At 67.4% G+C, this 17095-nt stretch carries 17 protein-coding genes and 4 tRNA genes; 13 read left to right on the top strand and 8 right to left on the bottom strand.

Annotation, left to right across the window (positions count from 1 at the left end):
* Nucleotides 1-173 precede the first annotated feature (173 nt).
* Nucleotides 174-245, bottom strand: a tRNA-Val gene (locus B4U45_RS25355).
* Nucleotides 246-415: 170 nt separating this feature from the next.
* Between B4U45_RS25355 and B4U45_RS25350 the strand changes: the two genes are divergently transcribed.
* The 3 genes from B4U45_RS25350 (at nucleotide 416) to B4U45_RS25340 (ending at nucleotide 680) form a co-directional block, all read left to right on the top strand.
* Nucleotides 416-488: transfer RNA gene (locus B4U45_RS25350), tRNA-Gly, on the top strand.
* Between the two features lie 29 nt (nucleotides 489-517).
* Nucleotides 518-591: transfer RNA gene (locus tag B4U45_RS25345), tRNA-Cys, on the top strand.
* Nucleotides 592-605: 14 nt separating this feature from the next.
* Nucleotides 606-680, top strand: a tRNA-Val gene (locus B4U45_RS25340).
* Between the two features lie 24 nt (nucleotides 681-704).
* On the opposite strand, the gene B4U45_RS25335 is transcribed toward B4U45_RS25340, so the two are convergent.
* Both B4U45_RS25335 and B4U45_RS25330 read right to left on the bottom strand, forming a co-directional pair.
* Nucleotides 705-2345, bottom strand: coding sequence for a tetratricopeptide repeat protein (locus tag B4U45_RS25335; RefSeq protein ID WP_075550010.1), 1641 nt, complete (start codon nucleotides 2343-2345; stop codon nucleotides 705-707).
* 82 nt (nucleotides 2346-2427) lie between these two features.
* Nucleotides 2428-2757: a DUF732 domain-containing protein gene (locus tag B4U45_RS25330; RefSeq protein WP_075550009.1), complete on the bottom strand. Its 330-nt coding sequence runs from the start codon at nucleotides 2755-2757 to the stop codon at nucleotides 2428-2430.
* 182 nt (nucleotides 2758-2939) lie between these two features.
* On the opposite strand from B4U45_RS25330, the gene B4U45_RS25325 reads away from it, so the two are divergent.
* A complete protein-coding gene (locus B4U45_RS25325; protein WP_075550032.1) occupies nucleotides 2940-3458 on the top strand; it encodes a hypothetical protein in 519 nt (172 codons plus the stop codon).
* Nucleotides 3379-4038 (top strand): GNAT family N-acetyltransferase, encoded by a 660-nt coding sequence (locus tag B4U45_RS25320; protein WP_082275714.1) that lies wholly within the window; start codon nucleotides 3379-3381, stop codon nucleotides 4036-4038. The genes B4U45_RS25325 and B4U45_RS25320 overlap by 80 nt, the downstream gene beginning before the upstream one ends.
* Here B4U45_RS25320 and zapE read toward each other — a convergent pair.
* Entirely contained in the window at nucleotides 3956-5029 is a 1074-nt protein-coding gene (gene zapE / locus B4U45_RS25315) for a cell division protein ZapE (protein WP_075550008.1), read from the bottom strand. The genes B4U45_RS25320 and zapE overlap by 83 nt on opposite strands.
* On the opposite strand from zapE, the gene B4U45_RS25310 reads away from it, so the two are divergent.
* From B4U45_RS25310 to msrB, 4 genes are read left to right on the top strand one after another with little or no spacing between them, the layout of a single operon-like run.
* Nucleotides 5028-5822 (top strand): pyrimidine reductase family protein, encoded by a 795-nt coding sequence (locus tag B4U45_RS25310; protein WP_075550007.1) that lies wholly within the window; start codon nucleotides 5028-5030, stop codon nucleotides 5820-5822. The genes zapE and B4U45_RS25310 overlap by 2 nt on opposite strands.
* A complete protein-coding gene (locus B4U45_RS25305; protein ID WP_176357477.1) occupies nucleotides 5782-7407 on the top strand; it encodes an alpha/beta hydrolase in 1626 nt (541 codons plus the stop codon). Before B4U45_RS25310 ends, B4U45_RS25305 begins: the two co-directional genes overlap by 41 nt.
* Nucleotides 7408-7429: 22 nt before the next feature.
* Nucleotides 7430-8731 (top strand): arabinofuranan 3-O-arabinosyltransferase, encoded by a 1302-nt coding sequence (aftC, locus tag B4U45_RS25300; RefSeq protein WP_075550005.1) that lies wholly within the window; start codon nucleotides 7430-7432, stop codon nucleotides 8729-8731.
* A 53-nt stretch (nucleotides 8732-8784) separates the two neighbouring features.
* Nucleotides 8785-9192, top strand: a complete 408-nt coding sequence (gene msrB / locus B4U45_RS25295; protein ID WP_075550004.1) for a peptide-methionine (R)-S-oxide reductase MsrB — start codon at nucleotides 8785-8787, stop codon at nucleotides 9190-9192.
* 87 nt (nucleotides 9193-9279) lie between these two features.
* Here the strand turns inward: msrB and B4U45_RS25290 are convergent, their stop codons facing one another.
* From B4U45_RS25290 to hemE, 4 genes are read right to left on the bottom strand one after another with little or no spacing between them, the layout of a single operon-like run.
* A complete protein-coding gene (locus tag B4U45_RS25290) occupies nucleotides 9280-10029 on the bottom strand; it encodes a class I SAM-dependent methyltransferase (RefSeq protein ID WP_075550003.1) in 750 nt (249 codons plus the stop codon).
* Nucleotides 10026-10745 (bottom strand): hydrogen peroxide-dependent heme synthase, encoded by a 720-nt coding sequence (hemQ, locus tag B4U45_RS25285; protein WP_075550002.1) that lies wholly within the window; start codon nucleotides 10743-10745, stop codon nucleotides 10026-10028. The genes B4U45_RS25290 and hemQ overlap by 4 nt, the downstream gene beginning before the upstream one ends.
* 43 nt (nucleotides 10746-10788) lie before the next feature.
* Nucleotides 10789-12138: a protoporphyrinogen oxidase gene (locus B4U45_RS25280; protein ID WP_075550001.1), complete on the bottom strand. Its 1350-nt coding sequence runs from the start codon at nucleotides 12136-12138 to the stop codon at nucleotides 10789-10791.
* Nucleotides 12135-13226, bottom strand: coding sequence for a uroporphyrinogen decarboxylase (hemE, locus tag B4U45_RS25275; RefSeq protein WP_075550000.1), 1092 nt, complete (start codon nucleotides 13224-13226; stop codon nucleotides 12135-12137). Before hemE ends, B4U45_RS25280 begins: the two co-directional genes overlap by 4 nt.
* Before the next feature lie 122 nt (nucleotides 13227-13348).
* Here hemE and B4U45_RS25270 point away from each other — a divergent pair, with 122 nt between their 5' ends.
* Genes B4U45_RS25270 through B4U45_RS25255 form a run of 4 tightly spaced genes read left to right on the top strand, consistent with a single transcriptional unit; the run spans nucleotide 13349 to nucleotide 17088 of the window.
* Nucleotides 13349-13828: a hypothetical protein gene (locus B4U45_RS25270; protein ID WP_075549999.1), complete on the top strand. Its 480-nt coding sequence runs from the start codon at nucleotides 13349-13351 to the stop codon at nucleotides 13826-13828.
* A gap of 4 nt (nucleotides 13829-13832) precedes the next feature.
* Nucleotides 13833-14570, top strand: a complete 738-nt coding sequence (locus B4U45_RS25265; protein ID WP_075549998.1) for a gluconate 2-dehydrogenase subunit 3 family protein — start codon at nucleotides 13833-13835, stop codon at nucleotides 14568-14570.
* Nucleotides 14563-16257 carry a GMC family oxidoreductase gene (locus B4U45_RS25260; protein WP_122526402.1) on the top strand — a complete coding sequence of 565 codons (1695 nt, stop codon included), beginning with the start codon at nucleotides 14563-14565 and terminating at the stop codon, nucleotides 16255-16257. The genes B4U45_RS25265 and B4U45_RS25260 overlap by 8 nt, the downstream gene beginning before the upstream one ends.
* Nucleotides 16258-16266: 9 nt before the next feature.
* Nucleotides 16267-17088: an enoyl-CoA hydratase/isomerase family protein gene (locus B4U45_RS25255; RefSeq protein WP_219859539.1), complete on the top strand. Its 822-nt coding sequence runs from the start codon at nucleotides 16267-16269 to the stop codon at nucleotides 17086-17088.
* Nucleotides 17089-17095: the final 7 nt, after the last annotated feature.

Here is a 17095-nt window from a genome sequence, read left to right as displayed (position 1 = left end):
CAGCAAATCCCATCTGCCGAATCGCAGCGAACGTCGCGTCCGTTCGGTGGGTAGCATACGACGGTCGGGCAGGCGCCCTTTGATGCGACAGAGGGAGTGCGTCATGGCCACCGTGCCGATCCAGGGGAACGATCGCGCCCACGATGAAGGCGGGTGAGCGGGCAAATTACGGGTGGTCCCGGCTGGGATCGAACCAGCGACCTTCCGCGTGTGAAGCGGACGCTCTTCCACTGAGCCACGGGACCGGCGCCGAGCGGCAACGAGGTCGAAGACTAGCACGATCCCCGGCTGCACCGAACGTGCTACCTCAGCCGGTGATAGCCAAAGCGCCCCAAAGAACCTGGAGATTTGTGTGCGCCGGGTCACGTGGACTATCGTCGTGCTTCGCACCGGGCGACGATCTCGTCCGTTGCGCGCGGATGTAGCGCAGTTGGTAGCGCATCACCTTGCCAAGGTGAGGGTCGCGGGTTCGAATCCCGTCATCCGCTCGAAGGTGCAAGTGGCATCAATCCCCCGCGGTGGAGTGGCCGAGTGGTGAGGCAACGGCCTGCAAAGCCGTGCACACGGGTTCGATTCCCGTCTCCACCTCCAGATTGCAATCCCCGGCGCGATTAGCTCAGCGGGAGAGCGCTTCCCTGACACGGAAGAGGTCACTGGTTCAATCCCAGTATCGCGCACCAAGGTTTATGCAGGTAAGGGTGCGTTTATGGCCCCGGCACGTCGAGTCGGCATGCACATGAAGCACGAATCGGCACGTCGGCACGCGCAACGGCCAGCCGAAGCTGCTGGCCGATGATCACGGCTTCGGCCCTACGGCCAAGCCGCTGCAGGCATTCGTGGTACCCGTGCAGACTCCAGACGTTCCCGGGGTGCTGGCATGGCCTGGCCAACGTGGGGTCCAGACCGAGGTCGGCGGCGTAGACGGCGGCCGCTTCTTCGACGTGCCCCTGCTCGAGCAGCAGCGCACCATACGCGTGCCGAGTGGGCTGCATCCAGCCCCACGGCTCGTCGTAGGGCAGCGTGTCGTCCAACTCGACGGCGCGTCGCAGGTGGCGGAACGCCTCGTCGAAGCGCACTTCGCGGTAGGCGATTTCACCGTCGAGCATGGCCGCGGCCACGGCCAGAATGTCTCGACTGGTGTTGTTGAACAGGTAACGCGAGCCCGGTATCCGCGCATAGGCCCTGGTGAACGCGCCGCGCTCGGCGTGGGCTTGCGCCAGTCGGCCGGTGGCTGCCAGCGCAACGCCGCGTCCGTAGTGGATCGTCGCGGTGGTGGTGCAGTACAGGTCCTGGTCGTCCGGCAGCGGCTGCGCGATCAGCTCGTCCCATCGGCCGAACCGGACCAGCACGTGGGTTCGTAGCGGTACGAAGGCCTCGAGCCAGTCGGCCATCGGCGGGGATTCGATCGACAGCAGCTCGGCCGTTAGCTGACCGGCGAGTTCGTCGGCGGCCTGCAACGCCATCTGCAGCTGCCCTGCCAACATCGCCGAATAGACGATGAAGTGCAGATCGTGCGCCCGGTACAGCGAGTAGAAGTTCAGCGGGCCCTCGCGGCTCACAAAGCGCCGGTCTGCTTGTACCGCAGCAAGATTGGCCGTCACCGAGCTGCGATAGTCGCCGCACAGCACGTCGATGTGGCTGGGCATGTGCTGCAGATGCCCGGCGTCAGGCACCAGGCCGCGCAACAAGTCCGCCGCAGGCAGGGCGTCCTCCGGAGTGGCCGACATCTCCATGGTGTGCAGGTACAGATGCAGGATCCCCGGGTGTTCGCGACCGGCCGGCGTGGCCAGCGCCGCATCAAGGATCCGCTTGGCCTCCAGCACCCGCGAGCCTGCCGCCGGCTTGCCGGTCGCGGTGTCCCACAGGGCCCACGCGGTGACGTTCACCAGCGCGTCGGCGGCCAGCGCTTGCACGTCGACGTCGTCGGGGTAGCCAGCGGCCAGCGACGTCATCGCGTCGGCATAGGCGATGACGCCCGCAGCCAGGTCACCGGCGGGAAAGCGGGTCCGCAGCGCGGCGATCAGGCCTTGCTCCACCGGAGTGGCCCGGCCACGCTCGGCCAACTGGAGTTCCGCACACGCGCGGGCCAGCGACCCGCTCAGGTCGACCGGGTCGAACGCCTCCCACGCCTTGTTGTAGTTGGGTCCGACCGCATAAGCGATTCCCCACCGCGCGATGGCCAGCTCCGGGTCGAGTGCCAGAGCTCGCTCGAAGCACCGCACGGCCTCTTCGTGGTTGAACGCATACGCCCAAACCAGCCCGCGGTCGAACCAGAGCTGTGCTTCCGCGAAAGAGGTCTCGATTGGCCGGTGATAGGAGCCGAGGTCGAAGTACTCGGCAGTCATTCCCGCACCCTAGCGCGCCCCAACTGCCAAAGCAGCTCCCGTCGAACGTGCATGCGACGACGCCGCAGCCGGTCGCGGCCGTTCAGCCGCCGCTGTCGGGTTTGCTGCTCGCGGGCAGTTGCTCGGGGCAGTAAACCCCGGCCGCGATCGCGGTGAATCTGGCAGCGTTGGACCGCGTCAGCTGTGGACTGAGGCCTTGCAGGTAGGTGACGACCTCGATCGCCGATTTGCCGTCCTTAGCCATATCGCACACCTTCTTGCCGGTGGCGATCGTGGCGTCGGCGTTCTGGTAGGTGATGCCGGCAGCCCCCAGTGCGACCAGGAAGGCTTGATCTTGTTTGGCATCGGCGCGCGCAGGCGCTGCCAAGCCGATGACGGCGGCGACGCCGGCCAGCACCAGTAGGAGTCTCATGACCTCGGAATTGTCCCAAAGCCACCGAGAGCATGCACGTCGCGCGGCGAATGGAAGGTGAACTTTGCATGATTTCGGGGCATCGCGAGCGTCAGCCCGCCCCGGCAGCCGGCCCCTCCCCTACCCGTTACGGCATGTGCGATCATGCGAAGGTCCCCGAACAGGGAGCCGAGGAGGCACCGATGCAGCGCTGGCTGATCATCCTTTCCACCTTCCTCGTCGCCGCAGCGGGTGTGCTCGCGTCAATCGCCCCCCGCGCGTGGGCCGGCGACGCACCCATCGGCCACATCGGCGACACGCTGCGGGTGGACACCGGCACCTACGTCGCCGACGTGACCGTCAGCAGCGTCGAGCCCGTCGACCCCCCGCCCGGCTTCGGCTACACCCGCAGCGGCGTCCCGGTGAAGAGCTTCCCCGGCAGCGCGGTCAACCGCGCCGACGTGACGGTCCGCGCCGTCCGGGTGCCCAATTCCTACATCATGGCGACCAACTTCAGCTTCGACGGAGTCACCCAGTTCGCCGACGCGTACAAGCCACGACCCTGCGACGCACCCGATTGGCTGGACGCCGCGCTGGGCAACGCCCCGCAGGGCGCGATCGTCCGCGGCGGAGTCTATTGGGATGCCTACCGTGACCCGGTCTCCGTTGTCGTGCTGCTGGACCGCAAGACCGGCCAGCACCTCGCCCAGTGGAACCTGTGACCTGAACGTTCAGATCACCCCGACGGATCCCGCAGACGCGGCCGAGTTGGCGGCCGTTGCCGCACAGACCTTTCCGCTGGCCTGCCCGCCGTCGGTGGCCCCGCAACACATCGCGTCCTTCATCGACGCAAACCTGTCCGCGCCCCGGTTCGCCGAGTATCTGACCGATCCGGGACGTGCCATTCTGGCCGCCCGCGACCAGGGCCGAATTGTCGGTTACGCCATGCTCGTTCGCGGTGCCGACCGTGATGACTCAGCCGAGTTGTCAAAGCTGTACGTAATACCCGACTTTCACGGCAAGGGTGTGTCCTCGTCGTTGATGAATGCCGTGCTGTCGACGGCCGCCGGGTGGGGTGTTCCCCGGGTGTGGCTGGGAGTGAACCGGAAAAATGTTCGCGCCCAACGTTTTTACCTCAAGAATGGCTTCATCGTCAGCGGGGCCAGGACGTTTCAGCTGGGCGATCACCAGGAACACGACTACGTCATGAGCCGACCCGTCACCGGGCGGTCAGCGCTAACAGGCGTGACGTGGCCCGCAGATACTTCTTCCGGTAGCCACCAGCCAGCATCTCCTCGCTGAAGATGGTGTCCAGCTTCGTCCCGGAGGCCACCACCGGGATGCCGGCGTCGTAGAGGCGATCGGTGAGCGCAACCAGCCGCAGCGCGACGTGTTGGTCGTCGATGCCGTGCACGCCGGTCAGGAATACCGCAGACACCCCCTCGATCAACGTCAGATAGCGCGACGGATGCATGGTGGCCAGGTGCGCACACAGGGCGTCGAAGTCGTCGAGGGTCGCCCCCCGGACGGAGGCCGCCCGCGCGGCGACGTCCGCATCCGACAACGGCGGCGGCGCCGGCGGCAGGTCACGATGGCGGTAGTCCGGACCCTCGATCCGTACCGTGGTGAAAATGCTTGCCAGCGTGTGGATCTCGCGTAAGAAGTCCTGGGCGGCAAAGCGGCCCTCGCCCAGTTGCTCGGGCAGCGTGTTGGACGTGGCGGCCACCGACACACCGCGTTCGACCAGCGCGGAGAGCATCCGCGAGATCAGCGTGGTGTTACCCGGGTCATCCAGCTCGAATTCGTCGATGCACACGGCGGTGTAGTGCGCCAGCAGATCGATGCATTCGGCGAAACCGAACACCCCGGCCAGCTGGGTCAACTCCCCGAAAGTCGCGAACGCCTTGGGGCGCTCCCCCGGCAGTTGGTAATAGGACGACGCCAGCAGATGGGTCTTGCCCACCCCGAACCCGCCATCCAGGTACAGGCCTACCCCGGGCAACACCTCACGCTTGCCGAACAGCTTCTTGCGGCCCGCCCGCCGCTCGACGGCGTGCCGGCAGAAGTCCTGACAGGCGAGCACGGCGGCAGCCTGAGTCGGCTCTGCCGGATCGGGCCGATACGTCGCAAAGCTCACCTCGGCGAAGGTGGGCGGCGGCCGCAGCTGGGCGATCAGCCGTTCCGGCGACACCGAGGGATGCCGATCCACCAAGCGGCCCACCCGGCCGCCGGCGCCCGCAGGGGTGGACCCGTGCATGCTGGCACTGTAGCGGCGTGCTGCAATCACACTCATGCCCGACTTCGGGGCCGGCCCGGCCGCCGGCCGATCCGCCGGCATCCGCCTGACGCTGCTCGGATCGGACCGCACACTCGAGGAAGCCGACCTACCGGAGCTCTACGGATACCCGGCGGACACCGACCGCACCTGGGTACGGGCCGATTTCATCAGCAGCGTCGACGGCGGCGCCACCGTCGCCGGCACCAGCGGCGGACTCGGCGGCCCGGGTGACCGGACAGTGTTCCGGCTGCTGCGTGAACTGGCGGACGTGGTCGTGGTGGGCGCGGGCACCGTGCGCGTCGAGGGCTACTCCGGCGCTCAGCTCGGCGTCGTCGCGCGCCGCCAGCGACAGCTGCGCGGCCAAAGTGAGGTCCCGCCACTGGCGATCGTCACCAAGTCCGGTCACCTCGCCCGGGATCTCGGCGTGTTCACCCGCACCGAGGTGCCACCTCTGGTGCTCACCACCACGACGGTGGCCGACGAGACACGACGGCGCCTGACCGGCCTCGCCGAGGTGGTCGACTGCTCCGACACCGATCCCGCCAAGGTCGACGAGGCAGTGCTGCTGGCCAGGCTTGCCGAGCGTGGTCTGCGTCGTATCCTCACCGAGGGCGGGCCGGTACTGCTCGGATCGTTCATCGAGCGCGGCTTGCTCGACGAGCTGTGCCTGACGATTGCACCGTTCGTGGTGGGCGGTCTGGCCCGGCGCATCGCCACCGGACCGGGGCAGCTGCAGACCCGAATGCGCTGCGCCCACCTGCTCACCGATGACGCCGGTTATCTGTACACCCGCTACGTCAAAGCCTGACGTTACTGTGGTCGGCATGAGTCGGCGCATCACGTCCGCAACAGTCCTGGTCTCGATGGCCTGCTCGGTGACCACGGCGCTGACCGGCTGCGTCCCGGTCCTGGGCGCCAACCCGCGCTTTGCCACCTATAGCGGCGCCAAACCCCAGGGCGTCGCCACCACCACACCACCTCCCAGTGGCCCGCCGCCGATCGCCGCTCCCAAAAACGATCTGTCCTGGCGCGACTGCACGTCTCAGGTCTACGGAAACGCGGCAATCCCCGCCGCGCCGGGCATCAAGCTGGAATGCGCCACCTTCGACTCCGACCTCGACCCGGTCAACGGTGGGTCCGGTTCGGTCACCATCGGCGTGGTCCGCGCTCGCTCGGGCCAAACCCCGCGTGACGCGGGACCGCTGGTTTTCACGACCGGTTCGGATCTGCCGTCGTCGACGCAATTGCCGGTTTGGTTGTCGCATGCGGGCGCCGACATACTGCGCAGTCACCCGATTGTCGCCGTCGACCGCCGCGGCATGGGCATGTCGAGTCCGATTGACTGCCGCGACCACTTCCAGCGCGACGAGATGCGCGATCAATCGCAGTTCCAGACCGGCGACGACCCGGTGGCCAACCTCTCGGCGATCTCGAATGAGGCCACCACCAGCTGCACCGACGTCATCGCACCCGCCGATTCCGCCTACGACAACGGACACGCCGCCTCCGACCTCGAGCGACTGCGCAATCTGTGGGATGTGCCCGCACTGGCGCTGGTCGGCATCGGCAACGGTGCCCAGGTGGCGCTCACCTATGCCGGTTCCCGCCCGGATAAGGTGGCCAGGCTGATCCTCGACTCCCCGGTCGCTCTGGGTGTCAGCGCCGAGGCCAAGGCCGAGCAACAGGTCAAAGGCCAGCAGGCGGCACTGGACGCGTTCGCCGCGCAATGCGTCGCGATCAACTGCGCACTGGGCCCGGATCCGAAAGGCGCCGTCACCGCGTTGCTGAATACGGCTCGCTCGTTGCGGGGTCCCGGGACCTCGGTCGCGTCGATCGTCAACGCGATCACCACCACGCTGGGCTTTCCGACCGGCGACCGCATCAGCACCACCACCACGCTGGCCAACGCATTGGCGGCTGCGCGCGCCGGTGACATGAATCAGCTGTCCAACCTGATCAATCGCGCCGACGGCCTTCAGGACACCGACGGCCAATTCGTCAATTCGTGCAGCGACGCGGTCAACCGCCCGACCCCGGACCGGGTACGCGAGCTGGTGGTGGCCTGGGCAAAGCTCTATCCCCAGTTCGGCACGGTCGCCGCGCTCAATCTGGTCAAATGCGTGCATTGGCCAACTGGTTCGCCGCCGCAATTGCCCAAGGAGCTGAAGGTCGACGTCTTGCTGATGGGCGTGCAGGACGACCCGATCGTCGGCGTCGACGGGGTTGCGCAGACGGCGGCCACCGTCATCAACGCCAACGCCGCGAGCAAGCGGGTGATGTGGCAGGGCATCGGCCACGGTGCCAGCATCTATTCCTCCTGTGCGGTGCCGCCGCTGGTCGGCTATCTCGACGACGGCAAGCTGCCCGGCACCGACACCTACTGTCCCGCCTGACACCTGCCGGCCGGCAGCCCCGGTGTACGGTGCGCTGGTGACGGCAGCTGACTCCACTCGAACCCGCCTCCGCGAATCGATGTTGGCCGCATTCCGTCCCCGCACCGGCGCACCGAGTACGGCGTCGATCGTGCGGGCGGCGCTCTGGCCGGCAGCCATTCTGTCGGTGCTGCACCGCAGCATCGTGTTGACCACCAACGGCAATATCACCGACGACTTCAAGCCGGTCTACCGCGCGGTGCTGAACTTCCGGCATGGCTGGGACATCTACAACGAGCACTTCGACTACGTCGACCCGCATTACCTCTACCCGCCCGGCGGCACGCTGTTGATGGCGCCGTTCGGGTATCTGCCCTTCGCGCCGTCGCGCTACCTGTTCATCTCCATCAACACCGTGGCCATCCTGGTCGCGGCGTACCTGTTGCTGCGGATGTTCAATTTCACGCTGTCCTCGGTGGCCGCGCCCGCCTTGTTGTTGGCCATGTTCGCCACCGAGACGGTGACCAACACCCTGGTGTTCACCAACATCAACGGCTGCATCCTGCTGCTCGAGGTGCTGTTTCTGCGGTGGCTGCTCGACGGCAGAGTCAGCCGTCAGTGGTGGGCCGGGTTGGCCATCGGGCTGACGCTGGTCCTCAAACCGCTGCTGGGTCCGTTGCTGTTGCTGCCCGTGCTGAACCGCCAGTGGCGGGCAGTGGTGGCCGCCATCGTGGTTCCCGTCGTCGTCAATCTGGCCGCGCTGCCGCTGGTGAGCCACCCGATGGACTTCTTCACTCGCACACTGCCCTACATCCTGGGGACCCGCGACTACTTCAACAGCTCGATCCAGGGCAACGGCGTGTACTTCGGTCTGCCGACGTGGTTGATCGTGTTCCTGCGGTTGCTATTCACCGCACTCGCCGTGGGTGCGCTGTGGCTGCTATACCGCTACTACCGCACCCGCGACCCGCTGTTGTGGTTCACCACCTCGTCGGGCGTGCTGCTGCTGTGGTCGTGGCTGGTGATGTCGCTGGCCCAGGGCTACTACTCGATGATGCTGTTCCCGTTCTTGATGACAGTGGTGCTGCCCAACTCGGTGATCCGCAACTGGCCGGCATGGCTGGCGATCTACGGGTTCATGACGCTGGACCGCTGGCTGTTGTTCAACTGGATGCGGTGGGGCCGCGCCCTGGAGTACCTGAAGATCACCTACGGTTGGTCGCTGCTGTTGATCGTCACGTTCACCGTGCTCTACTTCCGTTACTTGGATGCCAAGGCCGAAAACCGGCTGGGCGGTGGTATCGACCCGACCTGGCTGACGGCCGAGCGGGAGCGCGCGCGGTGATCGCAAGCGCGGGGGACGCAACGGGTCACCGCCATTGGCGCTAGCGTGGACGTATGACGCGTCCGAAGCTGGAACTGACCGACGACCAGTGGCGCCAAAGGCTCACCCAGCAGGAATTCGACGTCCTGCGCAGGGCCGGCACCGAGCGACCCTTCACCGGCGAGTACACCGACACCAAAACCGAGGGCATCTACCAGTGCCGGGCCTGCGGTGCCGAATTGTTCCGCAGCACAGAGAAATTCGAGTCGCATTGCGGCTGGCCGTCGTTCTTCGACCCGGCGAGCTCCGAAGCGGTCATCCTGCGTCCCGACCACTCGCTGGGGATGACGCGCACCGAGGTGATCTGCGCGAACTGTCACAGCCACTTGGGTCATGTGTTCGCCGGTGAGGGTTATCCGACGCCAACGGATCAGCGTTACTGCATCAACTCCATCTCGCTGCGGCTGGTCCCGACGGGCTAGCTTTCGCCGAGGCGGTAATTTTGCAGACCCTTACTCGCACTTTCACTGCAGAATTACAGTTTCGGCGGATCCGCCCAGCGGCATCCGTCAGTCCAGCCGAGTGGCGTGCACTTCCCAGAACGGAGCGTGTACCCGGCCGCCAACCAGCCATGGTTCCATCGCCCGGAACCGTTCCAGCATGGGCCGCACCTCGTCGGCCATGTCGGGATTTCGCGCGGCCATCATCTCGATCGATTCGACGCTCAGATTGATCTGGTAGCTCGTCGGCCCCAGGTAGGTGATCACCCAGCCGCCGACCGGCAACACGTCGCGAAAGTCGCTCTCCGACAACGACCGCGCCATGGTGAACCCGTTGATGTCGTGCTCGCCGAACTCGAACATGTACAGGCGAGCGCCCGGTTTGGTCGCCCGGTGCAGCGCCTGCACATAGGACTTCTGTAGCTCCGGCGCGGTGCTGAAGGTGTGGTAGAAGGCGCAGTCGACGACGGTGTCGAACCGGCCGTCCAGCCCTTCCAACTTGGTGGCGTCGGCCACCCGGAAGTCCACCGACACGCCGGCGTTGCGCGCGTTGTCCCGGGCACGCTCGATGGCGGCCGCCGAACCGTCGATGCCGGTGGCCGAGAGGCCCTTGGCGGCGTAGTAGATGGCATGGTGGCCCGGCCCGGTGCCCGGGTCGAGCACCTCCCCCTTGATCGCGCCGAGGGCGACGAGCTGCTGGACCACCGGCTGCGGGCCGCCGATATCCCACGGCGTGGCCGCCGGAAGGCCGTGCGCGACGCGGTCGTCGCGATACATCTCCTCGAAGCGGGTGGGATCGGCCGGGTCAGGAGCGGTCATGGCAGCGATCCCACGAGCTGCTCCACCGGCACCCGCGGCCCGCTGAAAAACGGCGTCTCGGCGCGGGTGTGCCGCCGGGCGTCGGTGGCCCGCAGCTCCCGCATCAGGTCGACGATGCGGTGCAATTCGGGGGCCTCGAACGCCAGGATCCATTCGTAGTCGCCCAGCGCGAACGCCGGCACCGTGTTGGCCCGCACGTCCTTGTACTCGCGGGCGGCCATGCCATGCTCGGCGAGCATCCGGCGACGCTCCTCGTCGGGCAGCAGATACCACTCGTAGGACCGCACAAAGGGATATACGCAGATGTAGGCACCCGGCTCCTCGCCGGCCAGAAACGCCGGAATGTGACTCTTGTTGAACTCCGCCGGCCGGTGCAGCGCCACACTGCTCCACACCGGCGTGCAGACCCTTCCCAGGGCGGTGGTGCGCCGGAAGTCGGCATAGGTGGCCTGCAGTGCTTCCACCCGCTCGGCATGGGTCCAGATCATGAAATCGGCGTCGGCGCGCAGACCGGCGACGTCGTAGAGGCCGCGCACCACCACGCCGCGTTCCTCCTGCTGCTTGAAGAACATTGCGGCGTCATCAATCACGGCGTCGCGTTGCTCACCGAGTTCGCCGGGACGCACCGCGAACACCGAGAACATCAGGTAGCGGATGGTCGCGTTCAAGGCGGCAAAGTCTAGTTTCGCGTCTAGTTTCGCGTCGGGGCGTGCCATGGCACCTATCGTGCCACTTGTGCGACCGGGCCTGCCCCGGGCCTCACAAGGCGTCGACGATGCCGGTGACCGCCCGGCCCGCGGCCGCCACACAGGCCGGCACCCCGATCCCGTCGAGGTAGCTGCCCGCCACGGCCAATCCCGGAGACAGGCCGGCACGCACCTCGGCGACCAGATCCGCGTGACCCGGCCCGTATTGCGGCATCGCCTGGATCCAGCGCTGCACGCGATATTCGATCGGGTCCACGGTCACGCCGAACACCGTGGCCAGGTCGTCGACTGCCCAGGCCAGTAGCTCCTCGTCGGACTCGCGCTCGGCCAGGTCGTCGCCGAAGCGGCCGAACGACAGCCGCAGTAGTTGCGTGTCCCCACGGGGGCCCCACTTGCGTGACGACAGCGTGATCGCCTTGGCGCGTAACCGCTCGCCGCTGGCCACCAGCACACCGGAACACTGCGGAAACGGGGTGTCGAGCGGCACCGCCAGCGCCACCACGGCCGACGAGGCACTCCTGATCCGGCGGGCGGCCGCGGCGCTACGCGGCGCGATGTCGTCGACCAATGGCACCAGGCGCGGCGCCGGGATGGCCAGGATCACCGCATCGGCGTCCCAACGACCTCCGGTGTCGTCGTGCAATTCCCAGCCCTCACCGCTTCGGCCGATCTCAACCACCGCGGCGCGCACCCAATTCAGTCGGCTACCGGCGACCAGCTCGTCGACCAGCACCCGGTAGCCACCGTCCAGGGCACCGAATACCGGTCCAACACCGGCAGGCGGCAACGCCTGCCGAACCGCGTCGGTCACGCTGGCGGCGCCGCGATCGAGCGCCGCCGCCACGCCGGGGGCCGCGGCGCGCAACCCGATCGTCGCCGCCGAGCCCGCATACACCCCGCACAGCAGCGGATCCACCGACCGTGCCACCGTCTGCTCGCCGAACCGGTCGGCCACCAACTCGGCCACCGCGGGATCGCTACCCGGACGCCAGCAAAACGGCCGACCGGGCTCGCTCTCGATGCGTGCGATCGTGGCCTCGTCGACGAGGCCCGCCAGCGACGACGCCGACGACGGAATTCCCACCACCGTGCCCGACGGCAGGGCATGCAGCTGCTGCCCGCTGTAGATCAGCGGCCGAGCACCGGTGGTGGCCCGTTGCCGGCCGGCCAGGCCGAGCTCGGCCAGCAGCGCCGGCACCTCGGGCCGGCGCAGCACGAACGCTTCGGCGCCCAGATCCATGGGTTGTCCGCCGACCAGCTCGGTGCGCAGTATCCCGCCGAGCCGGTCAGCGGGATCGAACACCGTGATCGTCGCGTCGTCACCGCCGGCCGCCCGCAACCGATAGGCCGCCGTCAAACCCGAAATACCGCCGCCCACAACACAATATGTGCGCCGACTCATAGCGAGTGGACCAGCGAGACCAGTTCGGTCAGTACCCCCGGATCGGTCTGCGGCAGCACTCCGTGGCCAAGGTTGAAGACGTGCCCGGCGGCGCCCGCGTCGACGGCACGGCGTCCGTCGTCGACGACGGCGCGGGCGGCGCGTTCCACCACCGGCCAGCCCGCCAGCAGCAGCACCGGATCGAGGTTGCCCTGCAGCGCGGTACCCGGCTGCACCCTGGCGGCCGCGTCGGCCAGCGCGGTGCGCCAGTCGACGCCGACGACGGTCGCCGTTGCGGGTTTGAGGGCCTCCGACATGGCGCCCAGCAGCTCGGCCGTGCCGACCCCGAAATGCGTCATCGGCACGCCGTGTTCGGCCAACGTGGCGAACACCCGTGCGCTGTGCGGCAACACGTATTGGCGGTAGTCGACCAGCGACAACATTCCCGCCCAGGAGTCGAACACCTGAATGGCGTCCACGCCGGAGTCGATCTGTCCATGCAGAAACGCGATGGTGAGGTCGGTCAGCTTGCTCATCAGCGCATGCCAGCTGGCCGGCTCGGCCAGCATCATCGCCTTGGTGCGGACGTAATGGCGGCTGGGTCCACCCTCGATCAGGTAGGACGCCAGTGTGAACGGCGCACCGGCGAAGCCGATCAGCGCGACGTCGCCCAGCGCCGCCACCAACAGCCGAACGGTTTCCATCACCGGCTGAATCGCTTGTGGGTCAAGGGGTTTGATGCCGTCGATATCGGCGGCGGTGCGCACCGGGTGGGCGATCACCGGACCGACGTCGGCGACGATGTCCAGCTCCACGCCGGCCGCACGCAACGGCACCACGATGTCGGAGAACAGGATCGCCGCGTCCACACCGTAGCGCCGTACCGGCTGCAGAGTGATCTCGCAGGCCACGTCCGGCTCCAGACAGGCGTCCAGCATGCTGTGGCGTTGGCGCAGCGCCCGGTACTCGGGCAGCGACCGGCCGGCCTGCCGCATGAACCACACCGGCACTCGGCTGGGTTTGCGGCCGGCCACCGCCGCCAGATAGGGCGAATGCGGAAGCTCGCGTCGGGTACGCGCAGGAGTATTCACTGGCCCCAATGCTGCCATGACGGGCCCGTAGGCAGGTGTGCCCTCCGGGTTGTTTGGGTACTGCCCAATACGGCGGTCGCCGCATTGCGCGGAAATCCGCCCCTCGAAGACCCATAGATGGCAGGCAAGGAGACGGGTTCATGTTGCTGACTCGAGATTCGGCACCTCGCGGGCATGTGGTCGAGGAGGCGGAGTATTTCGTCGACCGGGTGTTGCGCAATATCGCCCACGGTCGCTTCGAGCGGTCGCTGTCGGGCTTGACGGCGTTTGCGGCTCTGGTGACCACCGCGGAGGTGTACTTCGAGCACTATCGCGCCAGCTTCGGCAACAAATGGATGTGGAGCCCGATCGTCGTCACCCCGCCGGTGGTGGTTGCCGGGGTGGGCGGAGTGTTCTCCAAGCGCTGGGCCAAGCGGTGGCTGCCGGTGACCGCGGCGGTATATGCGGCGAACGGCCTGTTGGGCGAATACTTCCACGCTCGCGGTGTGGCGCGCCGCCCCGGCGGTTGGCGGCTGTACAACTACAACGTGCCGATGGGTCCGCCCATCGCCGCGCCCGGCCTGATGAGCATCGTCGGGGCGATGGGTCTGCTGGCGGCGGTCCTGCGGCGGGAGAAGTAGCGCCGTGCCTGACATCTCGGACGGGCACCACCTGCCCAAACTGCGACCGGACGGCAAGCCGCTGCATCCGTCCTGGCTGCCGCGCCAGCGCCGCGGCACCACCCCGCAGATGATCGGCCGCTATCCCGACTACGACGTGCTGTCGACCGCCGACACCTGGGACGAGGCCACCCGAAAAGTGGTGCTGGCCCGCCTGGAGAAACCGGGGCCGTTACGGTTCTTCGACGAGTCGCAGGAGTCGACGCTGCGCGCGTTCTGCGACACCGTGTTGGCTCAGGACGCCGAGCCGCGGATACCGGTGGCCGAATTCGTCGACGCCAAGCTCGCCGATGGCCGGCTGGACGGCTATCAATACGCCGACATGCCCGACGACCGCGACACCTGGCGGCTGGTGCTCTCGGGTCTCGACGAGGCAGCCCGCGCCGCGGGCGCGGAGTCGTTCGCGGCGGCCGACCTCGCGACCCGCGAATCGGTGGTGCAGCGGTTCGCCGACGGCGAGCTATCCGGCGGCAGTTGGGAGAAGTTGAACGTCTCCCGGGCCTGGTCGGTGGTGATGCGGATGACGTTGAGCGGCTTCTACAGCCATCCGTGGGCCTGGAACGAGATCGGCTTCGGCGGCCCGGCCTATCCCCGCGGCTTCATGCGACTGGGCGGAGTGGGCAGCCGTGAGCCCTTCGAAGCCCCGGGAGCCACCTCCGAAGACCCCGTCAGGACCGTCGAACAGGAACACATCAATGGGTGATTTCTGGCGCGGGCTGCTCAAGGGCTCGCTCGGGCCGCGCGACAACGATTCGCGGTTCCTGCTCGACGTGCACTCCCGTGATCTGCCCGGCGAGTCCACCATGCGCCGCTACTCCGACGACGAGGAGGTCGATCTGGTGGTCGTCGGGGCCGGCGCGGGCGGTTCGGTGCTGGCCCAGCGGCTGGCGCGGGCCGGCTGGCGCATCGTCATTTTGGAGGCCGGCCCGTTCTGGCACCCGGACGAGGACTGGGTGTCCGACGAAACCGGCTCCCACGAGTTGTACTGGACACAGAAACGGATCATCGGCGGATCGGATCCGGTCGAGCTGGGCAAGAACAACTCCGGGCGCGGCGTCGGCGGGTCGATGGTGCACTACGCCGGCTACACGCCGCGCTTCCATCCCAGCGACTTCGAGACCTTCACCCGCGACCGGGTCGGCGCCGACTGGCCGATCAGCTACGCCGACCTGCGGCCGCACTACGAACGCCTGGAACTCGAGCTGCCGGTGGCCGGTCAGGACTGGCCGTGGGGTGATCCGCATCGCTATCCGCATGCGCCGCATCCGGTTTCGGGCGCCGCGATGAAGCTGTGGGAAGGCGCGATGCGCCTCGGCATCGAGATGCGGGTCGGCCCGGTCGGCATCGTCAACGGCACCTTCGGCAACCGGCCGCACTGCATCTACCGCGGTTACTGCCTGCAGGGGTGCAAGGTCAATGCCAAGGCCAGCCCGTATGTCACTCACCTACCCGACGCGCTGGCCCACGGCCTCGAGATCCGGGCGAACTGCATGGCCAGCCGGATCGAGCTCGACGCAAACGGAAATGCAAGCGGGGTAACGTATTTCGACGAGGTCAGGGGCCGTGAGCGGTTTCAGAGGGCCAAGGTGGTCGCGGTGGCCTGCTATTCGATCGAAACTCCGCGGTTGTTGCTCAATTCCACCAGTGCGCGGTTCCCCAACGGCTTGTGCAACAACCACGACCAGGTGGGCCGCTACGTGATGGTGCAGGGCGCCTCGCAGACCGCGGGCCGCTGGCCGGAGGAACTGCGGATGTACAAGGCGCCGCCGCCGGAGGTGTCCTCGGAGCAGTTCTACGAAACCGATCCCGACCGCGGTTTCGCCCGGGGGTTTTCCATCCAGACCGTCTCGCCGCTGCCGATCGGCTGGGCCGAGCATGTGCTCGCCGACGGGCATTGGGGCGCCGCACTGCGCGAATACATGCGTGACTACAACCACTGGTCCACGATCGGTGTACTCAACGAGCTGCTGCCACACGAAGACAACCGCGTCACCCTCGCCGACGAGACCGATCAATACGGGCTGCCCGTGGCCCGATTCGACTACAACCTGTCGGACAACGACAAGGCCAACATGGAGTACTCCACCCAGGTGATCACCAATATCCTGCACGCCGCCGGCGCACAGGACGTGCTGACCATCCAGCGTTTCGCTCACCTCATCGGTGGTGCCCGGATGGGCAGCGACCCCGAGAGCAGCGTCGTCAACTCCGACCAGCGAAGCTGGGCGGTGCCCAACCTATTCATCGCCGACGGTTCGGTGTGCCCCACCCAGGGCGGCGCCAACCCGGCGCTGACCATCATGGCGCTGGCCTCGCGGCTGGCCGAGCGGATCGTGCGCGGTGACGTGCAGGCAGACACCCTGGTCGGCAGCCGATCGGCCCGTGCGTAACATCCAGGTATGTCAGTGCGCCACCCGCCTGTCGACTACGGCGAGTCCCCAAGTCTGCAAATAGAACCCGCCGATAACGGCGTCCTGAACCTGGTTCTGGACTCCCCCGGACTGAATTCGGTCGGGCCGCAGATGCATCGCGACCTGGCCGACATCTGGCCGGTGATCGACCGCGACCCGGCCGTGCGGGTGGTGCTGGTCCGCGGCGAGGGCAAAGCATTTTCCTCCGGCGGCAGCTTCGACCTGATCGACCAGACCATGGGCGCCTATGAAGACCGGGTCCGCATCATGCGCGAGGCCCGCGATCTAGTGCTCAACCTGGTCAACCTCGACAAACCGGTGGTCTCGGCGATCCGCGGTCCGGCCGTCGGCGCGGGTCTGGTAGTGGCGCTGCTGGCCGACATCTCGGTGGCGGGCCGGACGGCGAAGATCATCGACGGTCACACCAAGCTCGGGGTGGCCGCCGGCGACCACGCCGCGATCTGCTGGCCGCTGCTGGTGGGTATGGCCAAGGCCAAGTACTACCTGCTGACCTGTGAGCCGCTTTCCGGTGCGGAAGCCGAGCGCATCGGCCTGGTCTCGACGTGCGTCGACGACGACGACGTGCTTGCCACCGCGAGCCGCCTTGCCGAGAATCTGGCGCAGGGCGCCCAGCACGCGATTCGCTGGACAAAACACAGTCTCAATCACTGGTACCGCATGTTCGGGCCCGCCTTCGAAACGTCGCTGGGCCTGGAATTCCTCAGCTTCAGTGGCCCTGACGTGCGCGAAGGACTGGCCGCGCACCGCGAGAAGCGCCCGGCGCGATTTGGCGCCGGTTCCGGGGGCTGAGCATGAT

The organism is Mycobacterium persicum, from assembly GCF_002086915.1.
Taxonomy (GTDB): domain Bacteria; phylum Actinomycetota; class Actinomycetes; order Mycobacteriales; family Mycobacteriaceae; genus Mycobacterium; species Mycobacterium persicum.
This window is presented reverse-complemented; position numbering and strand designations above follow the sequence as displayed.